This window comes from Streptomyces sp. NPDC087422 (assembly GCF_044744145.1).
In the GTDB taxonomy this organism is placed as follows: domain Bacteria; phylum Actinomycetota; class Actinomycetes; order Streptomycetales; family Streptomycetaceae; genus Actinacidiphila.
In genome coordinates this window covers 22,948-40,166 of record NZ_JBIUXT010000006.1, presented here as the reverse complement: position 1 = coordinate 40,166, position 17,219 = coordinate 22,948, and the positions used below count along the sequence as shown (strand labels likewise).

At 72.6% G+C, this 17,219-nt stretch carries 16 protein-coding genes and 1 pseudogene; 7 read left to right on the top strand and 10 right to left on the bottom strand.

Annotated features, from left to right (window positions below; all coding sequences use genetic code 11):
• Positions 1–36: 36 nt before the first annotated feature.
• From ACIO6U_RS20400 to ACIO6U_RS20385, 4 genes and pseudogenes are all read right to left on the bottom strand, one after another.
• Positions 37–879: pseudogene (locus tag ACIO6U_RS20400) on the bottom strand (ABC transporter permease); the annotation flags it as partial.
• Between the two features lie 3 nt (positions 880–882).
• Positions 883–1,857, bottom strand: coding sequence for an ABC transporter permease (locus ACIO6U_RS20395; protein ID WP_355333214.1), 975 nt, complete (start codon positions 1,855–1,857; stop codon positions 883–885).
• 3 nt (positions 1,858–1,860) lie between these two features.
• Positions 1,861–2,496, bottom strand: coding sequence for a ThuA domain-containing protein (locus tag ACIO6U_RS20390; protein WP_391048373.1), 636 nt, complete (start codon positions 2,494–2,496; stop codon positions 1,861–1,863).
• A 16-nt stretch (positions 2,497–2,512) separates the two neighbouring features.
• The gene (locus tag ACIO6U_RS20385) at positions 2,513–3,592 is read right to left on the bottom strand and encodes a Gfo/Idh/MocA family protein (protein ID WP_401720988.1); all 1,080 of its coding nucleotides are present in this window, start codon (positions 3,590–3,592) and stop codon (positions 2,513–2,515) included.
• A gap of 399 nt (positions 3,593–3,991) precedes the next feature.
• On the opposite strand from ACIO6U_RS20385, the gene ACIO6U_RS20380 reads away from it, so the two are divergent.
• Positions 3,992–4,936 carry a zinc-binding dehydrogenase gene (locus tag ACIO6U_RS20380; RefSeq protein ID WP_391161164.1) on the top strand — a complete coding sequence of 315 codons (945 nt, stop codon included), beginning with the start codon at positions 3,992–3,994 and terminating at the stop codon, positions 4,934–4,936.
• 95 nt (positions 4,937–5,031) lie between these two features.
• Here the strand turns inward: ACIO6U_RS20380 and ACIO6U_RS20375 are convergent, their stop codons facing one another.
• Entirely contained in the window at positions 5,032–5,793 is a 762-nt protein-coding gene (locus tag ACIO6U_RS20375) for a GntR family transcriptional regulator (protein WP_355333224.1), read from the bottom strand.
• Positions 5,794–5,980: 187 nt separating this feature from the next.
• On the opposite strand from ACIO6U_RS20375, the gene ACIO6U_RS20370 reads away from it, so the two are divergent.
• The 3 genes from ACIO6U_RS20370 to ACIO6U_RS20360 all read left to right on the top strand — a co-directional run bounded on the left by ACIO6U_RS20370 (position 5,981) and on the right by ACIO6U_RS20360 (position 9,727).
• Positions 5,981–6,661 (top strand): PhzF family phenazine biosynthesis protein, encoded by a 681-nt coding sequence (locus tag ACIO6U_RS20370; protein WP_391048380.1) that lies wholly within the window; start codon positions 5,981–5,983, stop codon positions 6,659–6,661.
• Between the two features lie 192 nt (positions 6,662–6,853).
• Positions 6,854–7,831 carry a YhjD/YihY/BrkB family envelope integrity protein gene (locus ACIO6U_RS20365; RefSeq protein ID WP_401720983.1) on the top strand — a complete coding sequence of 326 codons (978 nt, stop codon included), beginning with the start codon at positions 6,854–6,856 and terminating at the stop codon, positions 7,829–7,831.
• 69 nt (positions 7,832–7,900) lie between these two features.
• Positions 7,901–9,727 (top strand): glycoside hydrolase family 15 protein, encoded by a 1,827-nt coding sequence (locus ACIO6U_RS20360; RefSeq protein ID WP_401720980.1) that lies wholly within the window; start codon positions 7,901–7,903, stop codon positions 9,725–9,727.
• A gap of 19 nt (positions 9,728–9,746) precedes the next feature.
• Here the strand turns inward: ACIO6U_RS20360 and ACIO6U_RS20355 are convergent, their stop codons facing one another.
• The gene (locus ACIO6U_RS20355) at positions 9,747–10,259 is read right to left on the bottom strand and encodes a hypothetical protein (RefSeq protein WP_401720977.1); all 513 of its coding nucleotides are present in this window, start codon (positions 10,257–10,259) and stop codon (positions 9,747–9,749) included.
• A 178-nt stretch (positions 10,260–10,437) separates the two neighbouring features.
• On the opposite strand from ACIO6U_RS20355, the gene ACIO6U_RS20350 reads away from it, so the two are divergent.
• Together ACIO6U_RS20350 and ACIO6U_RS20345 are read left to right on the top strand one after the other, a co-directional pair.
• Positions 10,438–11,358, top strand: coding sequence for a carbohydrate kinase (locus ACIO6U_RS20350; RefSeq protein WP_401720974.1), 921 nt, complete (start codon positions 10,438–10,440; stop codon positions 11,356–11,358).
• A gap of 165 nt (positions 11,359–11,523) precedes the next feature.
• Positions 11,524–13,155, top strand: a complete 1,632-nt coding sequence (locus ACIO6U_RS20345) for a hypothetical protein (protein WP_391161173.1) — start codon at positions 11,524–11,526, stop codon at positions 13,153–13,155.
• Here the strand turns inward: ACIO6U_RS20345 and ACIO6U_RS20340 are convergent.
• On the bottom strand, positions 13,150–13,779 hold the full coding sequence (locus ACIO6U_RS20340) for an HAD family phosphatase (RefSeq protein ID WP_355333240.1): 630 nt from the start codon (positions 13,777–13,779) through the stop codon (positions 13,150–13,152). The genes ACIO6U_RS20345 and ACIO6U_RS20340 overlap by 6 nt on opposite strands.
• Before the next feature lie 286 nt (positions 13,780–14,065).
• Between ACIO6U_RS20340 and ACIO6U_RS20335 the strand changes: the two genes are divergently transcribed.
• Positions 14,066–15,154: a LacI family DNA-binding transcriptional regulator gene (locus tag ACIO6U_RS20335; RefSeq protein WP_401720970.1), complete on the top strand. Its 1,089-nt coding sequence runs from the start codon at positions 14,066–14,068 to the stop codon at positions 15,152–15,154.
• A gap of 42 nt (positions 15,155–15,196) precedes the next feature.
• On the opposite strand, the gene ACIO6U_RS20330 is transcribed toward ACIO6U_RS20335, so the two are convergent.
• From ACIO6U_RS20330 to ACIO6U_RS20320, 3 genes are all read right to left on the bottom strand, one after another.
• Positions 15,197–15,601 (bottom strand): hypothetical protein, encoded by a 405-nt coding sequence (locus ACIO6U_RS20330; protein WP_355333246.1) that lies wholly within the window; start codon positions 15,599–15,601, stop codon positions 15,197–15,199.
• A gap of 111 nt (positions 15,602–15,712) precedes the next feature.
• On the bottom strand, positions 15,713–16,174 hold the full coding sequence (locus tag ACIO6U_RS20325; protein ID WP_401720967.1) for an SRPBCC family protein: 462 nt from the start codon (positions 16,172–16,174) through the stop codon (positions 15,713–15,715).
• A gap of 25 nt (positions 16,175–16,199) precedes the next feature.
• Positions 16,200–17,174 carry an aminoglycoside phosphotransferase family protein gene (locus ACIO6U_RS20320; protein WP_401720964.1) on the bottom strand — a complete coding sequence of 325 codons (975 nt, stop codon included), beginning with the start codon at positions 17,172–17,174 and terminating at the stop codon, positions 16,200–16,202.
• Positions 17,175–17,219 lie beyond the last annotated feature (45 nt).

Below are 17,219 nucleotides of genomic sequence, written 5' to 3'. Positions count from 1 at the left end.
CTCGTCGATGCCGAAGTTGACCAGCGACAGGGCGGTGCCGAGCAGGGCGATGGCCAGGCCGGCGGGGACGAACCACCACCAGGCGCCGGTCAGCAGCGCGCTGCCGGTCTGGGCCCAGTACAGGATCGTGCCCCACGACCACTGGGTGACGTCGGCGAGGCCGAGGAAGGCCAGGGTCGCCTGGGTGAGGATCGCGAAGTTGACGGTGCCGAGGAAGGACGCGGCGATCACCGCGAGCTGGTTCGGCAGGATGTCCTTGAGGATGATCCGCCAGGTCTTGTCGCCGGTGGCGCGGGCGGCCTCCACGAAGTCGCGTTTGCGCAGCGAGAGCGTCTGCGCCCGCAGCACCCGCGCTCCCCAGGCCCAGCCGGTGAGCGTGATGACCAGGATGATGCCGAGCGAGCCGCTGTGCGGCAGATACGCGGCCAGGATGATCGTCAGCGGCACGCTGGGCAGCACCAGGAACACGTTGGCCAGCAGCGACAGCACTTCGTCGCCGAGGCCGCCGACGTATCCGGCGGTGACGCCGACGATCACCGACAGGAAGGTGGCGAGGACCGCGGCGCCCAGGCCGACGAGCATCGAGGCGCGGGCGCCGTAGAGCATCTGCGACAGGACGTCCTGGCCGTTCTGGGTGGTGCCGAGCCAGTGCGCGGTGGACGGTCCGACGAGGGTGTCGTCGCTGACCGTCGAGGGGTCGTACGGCGAGATCCACGGCGCGACGACGGCCAGGACGACGAAGACCAGCACGACCGCGAGGCCGATGAGGGTCAGCGGTGAGCGCAGCAGGCGCGACCGGAGGCGGGCGGGTCCGCCCGCGGGCTCGGCGGCGGTGTCGGCGGTGTCCGCCTCGGCGAGGGCGGCGGCTTGCACGGCCATGGATCAGCTCTCCCTTGTCCTCGGGTCGAGGAACACGTACGCGATGTCGGCGATCAGGTTGGCGATCAGCACCAGCACGGTGATGAGCAGGAAGATCGCGGACATCAGCGGGTAGTCGGCCGCCTGTGCGGCCTTGAACAGCACCGACCCGATGCCGGGGTAGTTGAAGACGACCTCGGTGACGATGGAGCCGCCGATCACGAAGCCGAGCGACATGGCGAAGCCGGAGAAGGACGGCAGCATCGCGTTGCGGGCGGCGTAGGTGTACATCACCCGGCGCCTGGGGAGCCCCTTGGCCTCGGCGAGCCGTACGTAGTCCTCGCTGAGCGTGGTGACCATCATGTTGCGCATGCTGATCAGCCAGCCGCCCACGGAGGCGACGGTGATGGTGACGGCGGGCAGGACGGCGTAGTTGATCGCGCTGCCGATGAACCCGGCGTTCAGGCCGATGGTCTGGTCGAGCCCGTAACCGCCGGACAGCGGGAACCACTTGAGGGTGATCGCGAAGACGTACACGATCATGATCGCGAACCAGAAGTACGGGATCGACGACAGGAAGGTGGTGATCGGTATCAGCGAGTCGAGCCAGGTGCCGCGCTTCCAGCCGACGAGCATGCCGAGCGTGGTGCCGATGACGAAGCCGAGCACCGTGCAGATGGTGACCAGGATCAGCGTCCAGTACATGCTCTGCCCGAGCACGGTGCTCACCTGCGACGGGTAGTAGGCGTACGAGGTGCCGAAGTCGCCGGTGAAGATGCTGTGCCAGTAACTGACGTACTGCTCCCACAGGTTCTTGTCGGACTCGCCGAACAGCACCCGCAGGGCCTGGACCGCGGAGGGGCTGAGCTTCCCGTGGAACTGCTGGATCAGGTTGTCCGCGGGGTTTCCCGGCATGACGCGCGGGATGACGAAGTTGAGGCTGATGGCCGCCCACGCCGTGAGCAGGTAGAAACAGATCTTCCGGAAAAGGATGCGCATGGGTCAGTTCCCTCGGGCTTCGAGGCGGCACGCCCAGCGGGCCGCGCGCCGGACGAGAAGGCGCACGGCGGGTTCTCCCCAGCTCCGCATGTCGTGGCCCAACTGGAGGTAGCAGACACGTCCGTCCCCGAATTCGCGGACGTGCAGCAGGGGTTCGGTGCCGCCGGGGGTCGTACGGCGGGCGAGGGTGAGCACGCCGGGCGCGGTCTCGACGTGGTAGTGCTCGTGCGTCAGCTCGAACGGCGGTATTCCGGCGGTCACTTCGTGTGCGCCGTCGAGGGTGACGGTGAACCGGCTCTCGTGGGGCGGTGGCCCGTGCGAGACGTACCGGCTGCCGACCAGGTCGAACAGGTCCGCGTCCACGGTGGTGGAGTGCAGGGCGATCAGTCCGGCGCCGCCGCGTACCGCGCGGGCCAGGCTCGCGCGCTGTGCGTCGGTGAAGCGGCCCAAGGCCGTGTAGAGCACGATGAGTTCGGCGTCGACCGGGCCGTCGAAGCGGCCGGTGCCGACGGCGGTACGGGTGACGAATCCCTCGTCGGTCAGCAGGGTCCGCACTTCGCGGGCGGCGGTGAAGAGGTCTTCGTGGACGTCGTCGCCGCTGAAGACGGCGAGGGCGGTGGGGCTGGCGGTTCTCGGCATCGTCGGGCCGCTCGTTTCAGTAGGTGGAGCGCAGTTCGCCGGTAGGGCTCCAGTAGCCCTGCGCACGCCCGCTGAGCAGGGCGTTGTCCATGCGGTCGAGCGGCAGCGGCACGCGCCGCCGGGACCGGCTGCTCTCGTAGGTCGCGAAGACCAGTTCGGCGCCGCGCAGGCCGTGCTCGGCGTCGAGGGCGGGCTTGCCGCCGGTGCGCAGGCTGTCGACCGCGTCCCGCACCGCCTCGGCCGTGGCGGCCACGATCGCCGGATCGACGCCGCGGTCCCAGGTGCGGGGGTCGGTGTCGAAGGGTGAGTCGTGGACCAGGTCGTCCTTGCCGAAGCGCTGGATCAGGCAGCGCGCGCCGCGGATGTCGGCGCGCCCGCGGGTGCCCTGGATGATCAGCCCCAGGTTGTTCTGGAGGTTGAGGACCGGGGTGTGCGGTTCGCGTCCGGTGGAGACCACCGCGCGGACGCCGTCGGCCCAGCCGATCTGGGTGACCGACGCGGTCTCGACGAAGGCGCCGTACACATAGCGGTCGAGCGTCACGTCGAGTTGGCCGAAGACCCACTCCGGTGCGGTGTCGCCGCGGTGGAAGAGGATCAGGTCGAGGATGTGGGTGCCCCAGTCGAACAGGTTCGGGCAGTACCCCTCGATGGTCACGACCTCGCCGATCTCGCCCACGGCGACGGCTTCGCGGGCGAAGCGCTGCACGGCCTCGAAGCGGCGCTGGAGGTTGTAGGTCAGTTGCGTGCCGGCGTCGGCCGCGACCCGCGTCATCTCCAGGGCCTCGCCGTACGACAGCGCGACCGGCTTCTCGCAGTGCACCGCGCGGACCCCGGCCGCCGCCGCGGCCCGGACGATCTCCGGGTGCAGGGCGGGCGGTGTGCAGACGCTGACGACGTCGGGCCGTTCCAGGACGAGCAGTTCGCGGTAGTCGCGGTACGTCCGCGGTACGCCCAGCTCCCCCGCCAGGTCCTCCGCGGTCCGCTCGTCGACGTCGGCGAGGGCGACGAGCTCGACGCCCGGCACCGCCCTCAGGCCGAGGCCGTGCACCCGGCCCTGCGAACCCGCGCCGATGACTGCCGCGGTGACGGATGCCATCCGCTCTCCTCCCCTGAGTCCCGCCTGAAGTGAGTCCCGCCAGGACCGCTTCCGGGGCTGTCGAGGGCCCGGACAGCGGTCGTTGGGTATGTGCCAAAGCCATACCACTTGCCGCCATCGTAATACGAAAGCCGGTCCTGTCTAGAGGGTGAAGCAGACCAGAATGCCGGGGAAACCGGGCGCACTTCGCACTTTTCAGCCACAGACAGGCACAATTCGGCCGTCATCCCGGCCGGATTCCTACGACACCACTACTGACCACATAGGACCACTTCGCTACGCTGGTCCCCGGTCGTCACCGACCCCGTCACCACCGCTCGGCCCGCCATCCCCGCCCAGCCGTCACACCGCCAGCCGTCACACCACCAGCCGTCACACCACTCAGGCCAGGAGATCCGTATGAAGATCAGTCAGCTCGTCGGCCCGCGCACCTCGGAGGTCGTCGCGGCCGACGACCCGGTCCCCGGCGCCGGCCAGGTGCTGGTCGAGGTGCTGGCCAGCGGGGTCTGCACCTCCGACATCGGGCCATGGCTCTCGCACGACCCGGCCGCGCCGCCGGTCAGGCTGGGCCACGAGATCGTGGGGCGGGTGGTCGGCACCGGCCGGGACGCGGGCCGCTGGGCGCCGGGCGACCTGGTGACCGGGCTCGGCGGCGAGGGATTCGCGACGCTCGCCGTCATGGACGCGCACGCCGTCCTGCCGGTACCGGCCGGGATCGAACCCGCGCACGCGATCGGCGAACCGGTCGCCGACCTGGAGGAGGCGCTGTCCCGTACGGGGGTGCGCGCGGGCGACCGGGTCGCCGTCGTCGGCCTCGGCTTCATGGGCCTCGGCCTGGTCCAGCTCGCCAAGCGGCACGCGCCGGGGCTGCTGGTGGGCGTCGACCCCGACCCGGCCCGCCGCGAGCGCGCCCTGCGGCTCGGCGCCGACCTCGTCTTCGCGCCCGACGACCTCCCGGAGGAGTACCGGAAGGACACCGGACGGGCCACCGACGCGCGGCTCGCCGTGGTCCTGGAGGCGACCGGCACGACGAGCGGTCTCGGCACGGCCGGCAGCCTGGTGCGGCCCTTCGGCACCCTGTGCGTCGTCGGCTACCACCACACCGGCGACGCGATGATGGACATGGACCTCTGGTACAAGGCCGTCACCGTCGTCAACGGCTTCTGCCCGGACCGCACCCGGCTGATGGGCGCCATGCGCGACGCGCTCGCGCTGATCGGCGAACGCCGCTTCAGCTACGCGCCGTTGATCACCCACCGCTTCGGCCTCGAAGGCGTGGACGACGCCTTCCGCGCCATGACGGCGGCCGGTCCCGACTTCGTCAAGGGAGTGCTGGTGCTCTGACCACGCGCACGGCTGAGGTCGGCACACCGGTCCGGCCTCAGCCCGCGGCTCAGCCGTACGAGCGCCCGCGGCTCAGCCGTACGGCCGCCCGCGGCTCAGCCGTGCGAGCGCGCGAAGGACGTACGCAGCCGGTACCGGTCGCCCGCGTACTGGATCGTGGACTCGAACAGCGGCTCCTCGTCGGAGCCGACGGCGATCTGGTGCATGACCAGAAGCGGATCGCCCGAGGCCATGTCGAGCTGTCCCGCGGCGCGGTCGTCGGCCTTGGTCGCCTCGATCGTGCTGTCCGCGCGGACCGGCTCGACCCCGGCGGCGGAAAGCGTCGCGTACAGCGAGCGGTCCGCGAAATCGACGTCCTCGATGCCGGGCACCAGAGCGAGCGGAATTCGCGTCAGGTCCAGCGCTATCGGAACACCGTCGAGCAGCCGTACCCGCTCCAGCCGGAACAGCGGAGTGCCGGGCGCGATACCGAGCCGCTCCGCCTCGTCGATGCTCGCCGGGCTCGCCTGTGCCATTAATACCTTGGAGTGCGGCTTCAACCCCATTCGTGCCGCGGTCTCGCTGAAGGATTCCAGGCTGTTCGGCCATTCCTTCTTCGGCGCCGACTGCGTCACGTACCAGCCACGGCCGTGGGACGCGCTGAGCACGCCCTCCTCCACCAGGTGACCCAGGGCTTTCCTCAGTGTGACCCGGCTGATCCCCAGTTGACGGCAGAGCTCCCGCTCGGGCGCCAGCCGCATTCCCGGCCTCAGCTCGCCCCGGTCGATTTCGCTGCGGATCAAATTCACCGCCTGGATCCACAGGGGTTCTGGATAGCCCGGCAGGATAACGCCCGCGACCTCGCGAGAGTCGTTCATACGTGAGGCCCCCATAATGACGCGCTCGCGACCTCCGGCCGCCGACGCCGTAACTGATGAACAGCGACGCTCAGGATAGCTTTCCGCCAGGTGGTCTGACCAGTTCCACGGGTCCCGGCGGCGGGACGGCCGGAACCGGCCGGTGCGAGCGGGTCCGCTCCCGCGCCCCGAATGCTTGAATGCCGGAGTGAATACGACATCGGGCGGCATCGATGTGCTGCGGGTCTTCTGCGGCCCCGACCGGCGGTACGGCAACCCGCTCGGCGTGGTCCGCGACGGCTCGCGCTACCCGGACCGCGCGGCACGGCAGGCCCTGGCCGGTGAACTCGGCTTCAGCGAAACGGTGTTCGTGGACGACCCGGAGCGCGGCGCGGTCGACATCTACACGCCGGGGCTGCGACTGCCCTTCGCCGGGCACCCGTTGGTCGGGGTCGCCTGGCTGCTCGACGTGGAGGTGCTCGAACCCGAGGTCGGGGAGGTCTTCACGCGCGACGACGGGGAGTTCACCTGGATCACCGTCCGCGCGGAGTGGGCGCCGCCGCGCACCCTGCGCGAGTACGCGCTGCCCGCCGAGGTCGACGCGCTGGACGTGCCGGAGCCGGGCGAGTGGGTGTACGCCTGGGCGTGGCAGGACGAGGCCGCCGGCCGGATCAGGGCGCGCGCCTTCCCCGGCCGCGGCGACGGCATCGACGAGGACGAGGCGACGGGCGCCGCCGCGCTGCTGCTCACCCGGCAGCTCGGCCGCGCGCTGCACATCACGCAGGGCCGGGGCTCGCAGATCCTCACCGCGCCCGGCCCTGACGGCACCGTCGAGATCGGCGGCCGGGTGTGTCTGGAGGCGGTCCTTCCCGCGCCGCGGGCCCGCTGAGCCCGGCGCGGAGGCCGGCGCTGAGCCCGGCGCGGAGGCCGTCCGTCGGCGTCACAAGTCGCGCGTTCCCCGTACACCGCCTTGACTGGTGGCGTTCGTGGCGTTCGTCGCCGCCGTGTTCGCGGTGCTCGCCATGTCCGCCTGTTACAGCCGTGTCCGCCGTGTCCGCCGTGTCCGCCGTGGAGGTCGCGTATGGCCGCCGCACCCTCCGGGCCCCCGGGCCGTGAGAAGGGCCGGGCCGACCGCGAGAAGGGCCTGGTCGGCCGTACGGTCGCGGGGGCGGCCGGGCGCGCGGCGCGCTGGAAGGCGCGCGGGCTGCGGCTGCGCCACGCGGCGGAACGCCGCTTCCCCGTCATCACCGAGCTGACCGCCCGCCTGCTGTCGGTGAATCTGCTGGACGCGGGCACCCGGCTGGCCGCCCAGCTCTTCCTGACCGCCGTCCCGCTGCTGTTCGTGGTCGCGGCCTTCGCGCCGAAGACCGTACGCGACCAGCTCGTGAGCACCGCGCGCAACGTCTTCGGCCTCACCGGGGCGTCGGACGAGCAGCTCAGGCAGGTCTACAGCGCGAACGGGGGGGATCTGCGGCAGACCATCGGGGTGATCGGCGTCCTGATGGCGCTGCTGTCCGCCACCGCGTGCAGCCGGGCGATGGCGCGGGTGTGCGAGCGGGCGTGGGGGCTGCCGCGCGCCTCGGTGCGGGTCGCGGTGTGGCGCTGGGTGGTGTGGATCGCCGCGTGGATGGTGGCGCTGGTGCTCCAGGGGCCGCTGCGCGACGGCTTCGGCGTCGGGCTGTGGCTCGGCCTGCCGCTGACCTTCCTCGCGGACGTGCTGGTGTGGTGGTGGACCCAGCGGCTGCTGCTGAGCAAGCGCGTCGCGTGGCTGCCGCTGCTGCCCGGCGCGATCCTCACCGCGCTGGCGATGACGGCCCTGTCGGTGACCGCCCGCCTCTACATGCCGACCGCCCTCAACCGCAGCCTGGCCAATTACGGCTCCCTGGGGTCGGTCTTCACGATGCTGTCCTGGCTGATCGCGATCTGCGCGGTGCTGACCTTCACCATCACCGCGGGCGCCGTGCTGGCCTCCGAGCCGCCGCTGGCCTCCCTCCTCGGACCCGTCGGCGGCACGGACCCGCGATCGCGCCGGAATGCCGGTGCGGACCGCGTCATCTAGCGTGGTCAGGGCGGGGGGGACGCCTCGCGGCGGGCGCACCGCGGCGGGGGAACGGCGAAAGGTGCCCTCATGCGTCGCTACCCGCCGATCGCGGACCACGGCCTCATCGGAGACCTCCAGACCAGCGCGCTGGTGTCGTCGCGGGGCGTCGTCGACTGGTTCTGCGCGCCGCGCTTCGACTCGCCGAGCGTCTTCGCCTCGCTCCTCGACCACGACCGCGGCGGCTACTTCTCGATCGCGGCCGCGAGCCCTGAGGCGAGGGTCAGGCAGCTCTATCTGCCGGACACCGCGGTGCTCGTCACCCGCTTCATGACCCCCGACGGCGTCGGCGAGGTCATCGACTTCATGCCGGTGGACCGGCCGGAGACCGCCACCGACCGGCACCGGCTGCTGCGCGTCATGCGGGTGGTGCGCGGCACGGTCCGCTTCGCCCTGGAGTGCAGGCCGCGCTTCGACTACGGCCGCTGCGACCACCGGCTGCACGTGACCGACGACGGCACGGCCAGATTCGGCGCGTCCGAGGCGTGGGCGTACCTCCAGCCGGTCGGCCCGCTGGACCTCGAACGCGACGAGGAGGACGTCCGGGCCGCGGTCACGCTGAAGCAGGGCGAGATGGCCGCCGCGGTGCTGACGGTGTGCGCGGCGCACGGCGAGCCGCCCGAGCCGGTGACGGTGGACGGCCTGCGGGCGGAATTCGACGGGGTGCGGGAGTTCTGGCACGGCTGGATCCGGCAGTGCCGCTACCGGGGCCGCTGGCAGCAGGCGGTGAACCGCTCGGCGATCACCTTGAAGCTGCTCACGTACGCGCCGACCGGCGCTCCGGTCGCCGCCGCCACCATGGGCCTGCCGGAGCAGGTCGGCGGCGAGCGCAACTGGGACTACCGCTATACGTGGGTCAGGGACGCGTCGCTGTCGGTGAACGCGCTGGTCGACCTCGGTTTCACCGCGGAGGCGGACGCCTTCCGCCGCTGGCTCGGCGGGCGGCTGCGCGCGGGCGGCACGGTCACCGGCGAGCCGTTGCAGATCATGTACCGGGTGGACGGCGACCCGCACCTGGCCGAGGAGACGCTGGACCACTTCGAGGGCTACCGCGGCTCCGCGCCCGTCCGGCTCGGCAACGGGGCCGCCGACCAGCTCCAGCTCGACATCTACGGCGAGGCCGTGCACGCCCTGTCCCGGTCGCAGGACATCGCCCAGCTCGCCGGGTGGGAGGGCTGGCGGGCCTTCTCCGGGCTGCTGGACTGGCTGGCCGCGCACTGGGACCGCGCGGACGAGGGCATCTGGGAGACCCGCGGCGGGCGGCAGGACTTCACGTACAGCCGTCTGATGTGCTGGTCGGCCTTCGACCGCGGCATCCGGCTGGCCGCGGAACTCGCCAGGCCCGCCGATCTGGAGACCTGGACGACGGCGCGCGACACGATCATGGAACAGGTCATGGAGCGCGGCTGGAGCGAGAAGCGGCACGCCTTCGTGCAGCACTACGGCAGCGAGGTGCTGGACGCGTCGCTGCTGCTGATGCCGGAGGTCGGCTTCGTCGCGCCGAAGGAGCCGCGCTGGCTGTCGACGCTGGACGCGATGGACGAGGAGCTGGTCTCCGACAGCCTCGTCTACCGCTACGACCCGGGCGCGTCCCCCGACGGGCTGCGCGGCGGCGAGGGCACCTTCTCGCTGTGCAGCTTCCTGTACGTCGGCGCGCTCGCCCGCGCCGGGCGCCTGGGCCCGGCCCGTTACGCCTTCGACAAGATGCTCACCTACGCCAACCACGTCGGCCTGTTCGCCGAGGAGATCGGGCCGACGGGTGAGCAACTGGGCAACTTCCCGCAGGCGTTCACGCATCTGTCGCTGATCACGGCGGCGACGGCGCTGGACGAGGAGCTGGACAGGTCCGAGTCCTGACCGCCGGGCCCTGCCGCCGTCAGGGTGTCGTCGGGCCGCCGCCGTGGACGGTGGTGCTCCTGATGTCGCGGCCCTGGATGACCGGGGCGTGGAACACCCCGTCGTTGACGGTGTTGTTGACGACGCTGACCGAGCCACGGCCGGCCGCCGGGGCCAACTCCTCCAGCAGCAGCCGCAGTTCGGCGGCGGCGGCCGGGTCGTCCCGTAGGACGCGGCGCAGCCGGGTGCGCCAGCCCGCCTCGATGTCGGCGGCGGCGTCCGCGTCCCCCGAGTCCCTGGCGGCCGTCAACTCGGCGCGGGAGAGCTGAAGTTCGTCGAGAGCGGCGGTCTCGTCCCCGGCGCGTGCGGCGGCCCCGGTCGTACCGTCGTCGGCTGCCGTACCGTCCTCGGCCGCCGCCCCGGCGCTGCCGCCGCTGCCGCGTGCGAGGAACCGCGCCAGCCGGTCCCGTACCTGTGTCCAGGCGTCGGACGCCATCAGTGTGACCACCTGCGTCGCGCCCGACGCGGCCAGTGCCGCCAACTCCGCGTCCACGGAGCCCCCCTTCGTCCGCCGCCCCGCTCATCCGCGGGGCCGCCGCCACCAGCGTAGGGCGGGCGGGCCCGCCGCGGCAGACGGTCTCCGGCCGCGTACCGGCAGGGGACCGCCCGCGTGATCGCGTACGGGGACGGGGGGTCGCCGGGCGGGACCGCGATACGGCAGCATGTGGCCCATGAGCGACTTCCTGGTGATCGGTGAGTGCGTAGCGGACATCGTCCGGACCCCCGGACAGCCCGATGTGCCGCATCCCGGCGGCAGTCCGGCCAACGTGGCGTACGGGCTGGCCCGCCTCGGCCACGCCACCGCGCTCCTCACGCAGCTCGGCGACGACCCCTCGGGCAAGCTCATCACCGACCACCTGCGGTCGGCGGGCGTACACCTGCTCGCGGACGGCCGGCACGACGTCCGCACGCCGACGGCGGTGGTCACGCTCGACGAACAGGGCGCGGCGCGCTACGACTTCGACATCGCGTGGACGCTCGGGCCCGTCGAGCCGCCTACCGCGATCCGGCACGTCCACATCGGGTCGATCGCCGCCGTGGCGGAGCCGGGCGCGGCCACCACCGTGGACCTCGCCGCGCGGCTGCGCGCGGACGCCACCGTCAGCTACGACCCCAACATCCGGCCGGAGTTGATGGGCACGCACGAGCAGGGTGTCGCCGGAGTCGAGCGGTGCGTGGCGCTGAGCGACCTCGTCAAGGCGAGCGACGAGGATCTGGAGTGGCTGTATCCGGGCGAGCCGGTCGCGGCGGTCGCCGCGCGCTGGCTGGCGGCCGGGCCCGCCGTCGTCTTCGTGACCATGGGCGGGGAGGGCGCCGCCGCCTTCACCCGTGACATCGAGGTGACGGGCGCGCCGGTGCGGACCGAGGTCGCCGACACCGTGGGCGCGGGCGACTCCTTCATGTCCGCGACGCTGGACGCCCTCACCGGCCTCGGCCTCACCGGCGCCGCCGCCCGTCCCGCGCTCGGCGCCCTGGACAAGGCGACCCTCGCCCATGTGCTGCGCCACGCGGGCACCGCCGCCGCGCTCACCGTCTCGCGGCCCGGCGCCAACCCGCCCACGACAGGGGAGTTGCGCGCGGCGCTCGCGTAGGCCACCGGGGCAGCGGAGGTGTGACGCCCAACGGCCGTGTACCCGATTCGCCCCGGATCGGGCAGCCCGTACGGCCCGGCCGGACGGCGTGCCCCCTATCACCGTGACACCGCGCTCTTCTAGCCTCCCCTTGAAGATCGATCAGCCCACCGAGGGGGGACTTGCGTGGACGCGTCCGCGTACCGCATGGTCGTGTGGACCGAGCAGGACTACGTCACGGCCGCCGCGACGGCCGACCGGCTGGTCGCGGAGTGGCTCACCGACGCCAAGGGTTATCCGGTCACGGCGCTGCACGACGGCCGCAACGAGATAGCCGAGCACGTGACGCTCGACCGCGACACCGATTCGGGGCAGCAGGGCGCGCACAGCCGCTGGCGATTGCGGGAGAGCCCGCCGGCATTGCGGGCGACCTGGCAGTCCACGCTCATCGTCCGTACCGACATGGCCGATCCGGGCCGCACCTGGGTGCAGCTCGATGTCGAACACCGGCCGGACTCGGCGGAGATACCGCAGATCCGCGCGTCCAAGCCGCGGCTGGCCGACGCGATACTCGACGCCCTGGACACGCACAGCGGTATCGCCGAGATCCGCGCCCGCGCCAGCTTCATCTACGCCGGTGACGTGAAGGAGGTGGTCGAGGAGCTGACCGACCGGGAGCGGCGGCTGCCCATCGTCGTGGCGAGCGTGCCGTACGGGACCGACGCCGACGAGTGGCTGGAGAAGGTCGTGGACCGCGCCTTCACCCAACTCGTGGGCCGCGCGGTGCTGTACGTGCTGACCCGCGAGGCGCAGGCCGCGTTCAACAAGGCGCTCGAACACCATCCGGTCTTCGGCGGCGGCATCCGTACGTACATGCCGCGCGTCGACCCCGCGTGGGCCGCCGACGGGCAGCGGCACCCGGTGATGTCCCGCGCCACGGTCGAGGCCGATCCGGTACGGGCCGCCACCGTGCTGACCGCGCTGCCGCGCAACCAGGCCGCCCGCATGCCGCTCCCCCAGCCGCTGGCCCGCCTGCACGCCCAGCGCCCGCGGCCCCGGTCCACCGAGCACGGCGATGAGATCGCGCGCCTGCGCGCCGACCACGAGAGCCTGATCGCCCTTCTCGACGAGGCGGCGGAGGCCGAGGCCGCCCGCTACAAGCAGGTCCGCGAGCTCCAGCACGACCTCGCCGACGCCAACTGGCTCGCCGAGGAGTTCTACGCCGAGCGCCGCGCCGCCCAACAGCAGGTCCGCGCGCTCCAGTTACGTCTCCAGCAAGTCGGCGCCTACGAGGCCGCCTTCGCCCCCGTCGAGGAGGACGAGAGCGAGGCGCTGCCCGGCAGCTTCACCGAACTCCACGCCCGGCTCCACCAGTTCCCCACCCTGCTCTTCACCGGGGACGCCAAGGTGATGACCGGTCTCGACGACCGCTCCAAGCCCAACTGGGTCAACGTCTGCTGGGAAGCGCTCCAGGCTCTCGAGGACTTCGCCGCCGCCTCCGTGGCCGGCCGCGCCCGCGGCGACTTCCGCTCCTGGTGCCAGGATCTCCCCTCCGGCTGCCACCCCTTCCCCGCGGGCAAGGTCCTGATGAAGGAGTCCGACACCGTCTGGCGCAACCTCTCCTGGCGCAAGGAGCGCACCCTCCCCGTGCCCCGCGCCGTCGATCCCTCCGGCGCGGTCTACATGGAGGCCCATCTGCGGATCGGCGGCGGCAGCACCATCTCCCCGCGGCTGCACTTCTTCGACGACACCGCCAACACCGGTCTGCTCTACATCGGCCACATCGGACCGCACCTCACCAACACCCGCACCTCATAGCGCCGGCAGGTGGGCTTCGACGCGGGCGACGGCCTGCGGGGTGCCGGTGAAGAGGTGGGCGCGCATGCCCGCGGTCTCGGCGGCGGCGATGTTGGGGGCGTGGTCGTCGATGAACAGGCAGTCCGACGGGCGGACTTCGAGGCGCTCGCAGGTGAGCGCGAAGGCGCGGGGGTCGGGCTTGGAGACGCCGATCTCGTGGGAGTAGACGATCTCGTCGACCAGTGAGTCGAAGCGGTAGCGGGCGGTCTCCCGTTCGCGGGCGCCGACGAAGCTGTTGCTGAGGATGCCGAGGCGGCAGCGGGAGCGCAGGCCGCGGACGTAGTCGATGAGTTCCGTGTTGGGGGCGCCGAGGTATTCGGCCCAGAGGTCGGACATGAAGGACTCGACCTGGCGGGCGTCGAGGCCGAAGCGGGCGCCGACCTGGGCGCGTACCTCGGGCTCGGTGATCGCGCCGACCGCCCCGGCCTCCCAGACGTCGTCGAGACGGCGGTCCACGGTGCCCGGCGGGAGGCCGAGGCGCTCGTCCCACCGCTCGATCCAGCCCGTCGGCGGTGTGATCTCCAGGACTCCGCCGATGTCGAGGATGACGCAGCGCTCTGTCGTGGAAGGTCCAGTCGTCTTCATGGAAGGTCCTCTCGTCCGGTTCCGCGGCGTGCGGTACGCCCTGCCCTCACGGTGGGCCCTCACCTTCGGTGAGGGTCAAGGCGGTGACGGGACCCGCGGACCGCCGCCGGGTCCTGGGGCCGCGACCAGGCCCGCCGACCGCTGCCGGACCCGCCGTCCGTCTCCCGGCCCGCGGACCGCCGCCGGGTCCGAGAACCGCGACCGCGGTGATTCGCGATAGCTTTCGCAAAAGGCGGACCGGCACGGCGGTACGGCCGCCGGGGGCGCGAGCGCGGGAGAGCAGAGGATGGCGGCGGCGGAACCGGGGCACGAAGCCGACGGCGACACAGGCGGCGACACAGACGCAGGCGCGGGCGGCGGAGGCACGACGACGCTCGCCGAGATCGCGCGGCAGGCGGGGGTGTCGGTCTCCACGGTCTCCAAGGTGCTGCACGACCGCTCGGACGTGGCGTCCAGGACCCGCGCCAAGGTCCAGCGGCTGCTGGAGCAGCACGGGTATCTCGCGCGGCACCGCCCCGCGGCGACGGCGCTGGCGGCGGGCGGCCTGATCGACTTCGTGATCAACGAACTGGCCAGCCCGTGGGCGGGCGAGCTGATCCGGGGCGCGGAGGAGTCGCTGCACGCCGAGGGGCTGGGCATGGTGGTGTCGGCGACGCACGGCCGCAGCCGGCTCACCCGGCAGTGGCTGGACTCGCTCGCCACCCGTCGCACGCGCGGCGCGATCCTGGTGCTGCCGGAGCTGACGCCCGCCCAGCACGAGGAGTTGCGCAGGCTCGGCCTGCCCTTCGCGCTGATCGCCCCGGCCGACGAGCCCGCGCCCGGAGTGCCGTGGGTGGGCGCCACGAACTGGCCGGGCGGGCTGGCCGCGACCCGCCATCTCATCGGGCTCGGCCACCGCAGGATCGCCGTCATCAGCGGGCCGCCGGAGCGGCTGGCCTCACGCGCCCGCGTGGACGGCTACCGCTCGGCGCTCGACGAGGCCGGGCTGCCCTTCGACCCGGCGCTCGTCCGCTACGGCGACTTCACCCACGAGCCCGCGCACCGGCACGCCCTGGACCTGCTGGGGCTGCCCGACCCGCCGACCGCGGTCTTCGCGGGCAACGACCAGCAGGCGCTGAGCACCTACCGCGCCGCCGCCGCGCTCGGGCTGCGCGTCCCGGCCGACCTGAGCGTCGTCGGCTTCGACGACCTGCCCTTCGCCGACTGGGTCACCCCGCGGCTGACCACCGTACGCACCCCGCTCGCCGACATGGCCGCGCTCGCCGCCCGGATGGTGGTCCAGCTCCTCGGCGGGGAGCAGCCCGCGTCGACCAGGGTGGAGGTCGCGGGCGAGCTGGTCGTGCGCGAGAGCAGCGGGCCGCCGCCCGTACGGTGACCAGACCGCTGGACCAGGGGGGTCAGCCCTGGGCGAGGGGGGTCAGCCCTGGGCGAGGGCCGGGTCCAGCCAGAACAGCTCCCAGTGGTGGCCGTCCAGGTCGAAGAAGCTCCGGGTGTACATCGGGCTCTCCTGCTCGGTGCGCTTGGCCGCCGTGCCGCCCCCGGCCACGGCCGCCTCCGCGATCCGGTCGACCTGCTCCTTGCTGTCCAGGCCCAGCGCCACGATGGCCTCGGTCGTCGTGGCGGTGTCCGCGATCTCCTTCTCGGTGAAGGTCCGGAAGAAGGGCTCGACCAGCAGCATCGCGTAGATGTCGTCGCTGATCACCATGCAGGTCGCGTTGTCGTCGGTGAACTGCGGGTTGAAGGTGAACCCGGCGGCGGTGAAGAAGGCCACGGAGCGGTCGAGGTCCTTCACGGGGAGGTTGACGAAGATCTTCGTGGACATGGGTGCCTGCCTTACGTTCCGCTGGTCGGTGTCACGGGAAGGTCGTGCGCTTCACCGGGGTAGACCGGTGCGCGGCGCGGAACTCATCGGTACCCGCGGGCCGTCTTCGCCTCACTCCCCGCGCAGCAGGGTGTCCACGGCCCGGCCGAAGACGAGCCGTCCGGTACGCGCCGTGACCGCGTCGAACGCTCCCGGCAGCCGCCACACCCGCAGCTCCTCGCGCCAGCGCACCCACGAGCCGGTATCCGCGCCCGTACCCGTACCGGTGTCGTCCGGCCGTACGTCGATCTCCGCCCAGCCGGTGACGATCCGGCCGGTCTTCTCCAGGCGGCAGAATCCGGGGCCGCCGTCGACCGGCGGCTCCCAGCGCACGATCCGCATCGGGTCGTCGAACCCGGCACCGCCGAGCCCGGTCCGCGCCACGAAGGCCGTGCCGACCCCGTCGGGCGGCGGCGTCAGCACGCTGATCCGGGTCAACGGCACGGTGGCGGTGTGCCGTTCCCAGTCGGTCAGCCGCCGCCACGCCTCGGCGACGGGCAGCGGGGTGCGGCGCTCGACCACGAAAGGGGACATAAGGCCAGGGTAGGGCGCGCCGCCGTCAGGACCAGCCGGTACGGGTCCGCAGCCAGTCGAGCGCGACGACGCCCTGGGCGTGCTGGAAGGGGCGCAGTGTCGGCAGGCCGGGCGGCGCGGGCCGCCGCGCGTGGCCGAGCAGGAAGCCGGCGAAGGCGGCCAGCACCGCCGTGACGCCGTCCGGGTCGGCGCCCGCGGCCACCGGGTGCCGGTCGAAGATCTCGGCGGGGGGCGGTCCGCCCTGCATCCCCACGCTGGGCAGCATCAGCAGCAGGTCGAACCAGGGCGCCGCCAGGCAGGCCCACGGCCAGTCCACGACCATGACGCGGCCGTCCGCGGTGAGCAGCAGATTGTCGGCCCGCAGGTCCGCGTGGGCCAGGGTCTCTCCTGCCGCCGCCCGCGCCCATCCGGCCTCCAACGCGGCCAGTTCCGCCAGATGGCGTACGGCCCAGGGGTCGAGGCCCGTCAGGTCGTCGGTGGCCGCCGCGTGCTCGACGGCCAGGGCGCGCCAGCCGTGGAAGTTCTCCGCGTTCGCCTCCGCCACGGGCGGGACCTCCACCGGGGACGGTGTGAGCAGCGTCGCGAGGTCGCCGACCGCGGTCAGGACGCGCTCCAACTCGGCCGCGTCCCACGGCTGTGCGGGCGTGCGGCCCTCGATGTCCTCGAAGAGCAGGACCACCCAGTCGTCCCGCTCGAAGGAGGCCAGCAGGCGCGGGGCCGGGACTTCACGGGGAAGCGCCGCGGCCACCGCGGCCTCCGCCCGGTGGATGCCCGGGCTCTCCGGATTCGCCGCCGAGGTCACGGCCTTGACGAACGCCCTCGTCCCGTCCGTCAGCCGCAGGCGGGCCGCCACGCCCGGCGAGAAGCCGCCGGCCTGCGTCTCCGCCGCCACGACGCGTGCTCCCAGGCGTGCCTCGGCCTCTCCCCGCACGCCTGCGGGCACGTCCCCCCACTCGGCTCGCACACCCTGTGCCCCCACGGCCCCGCTGTCGGTCGTCATCGCCCCATCCTCCCGACCCCCCGGGGCCCGGGGCCACCGCGTTTC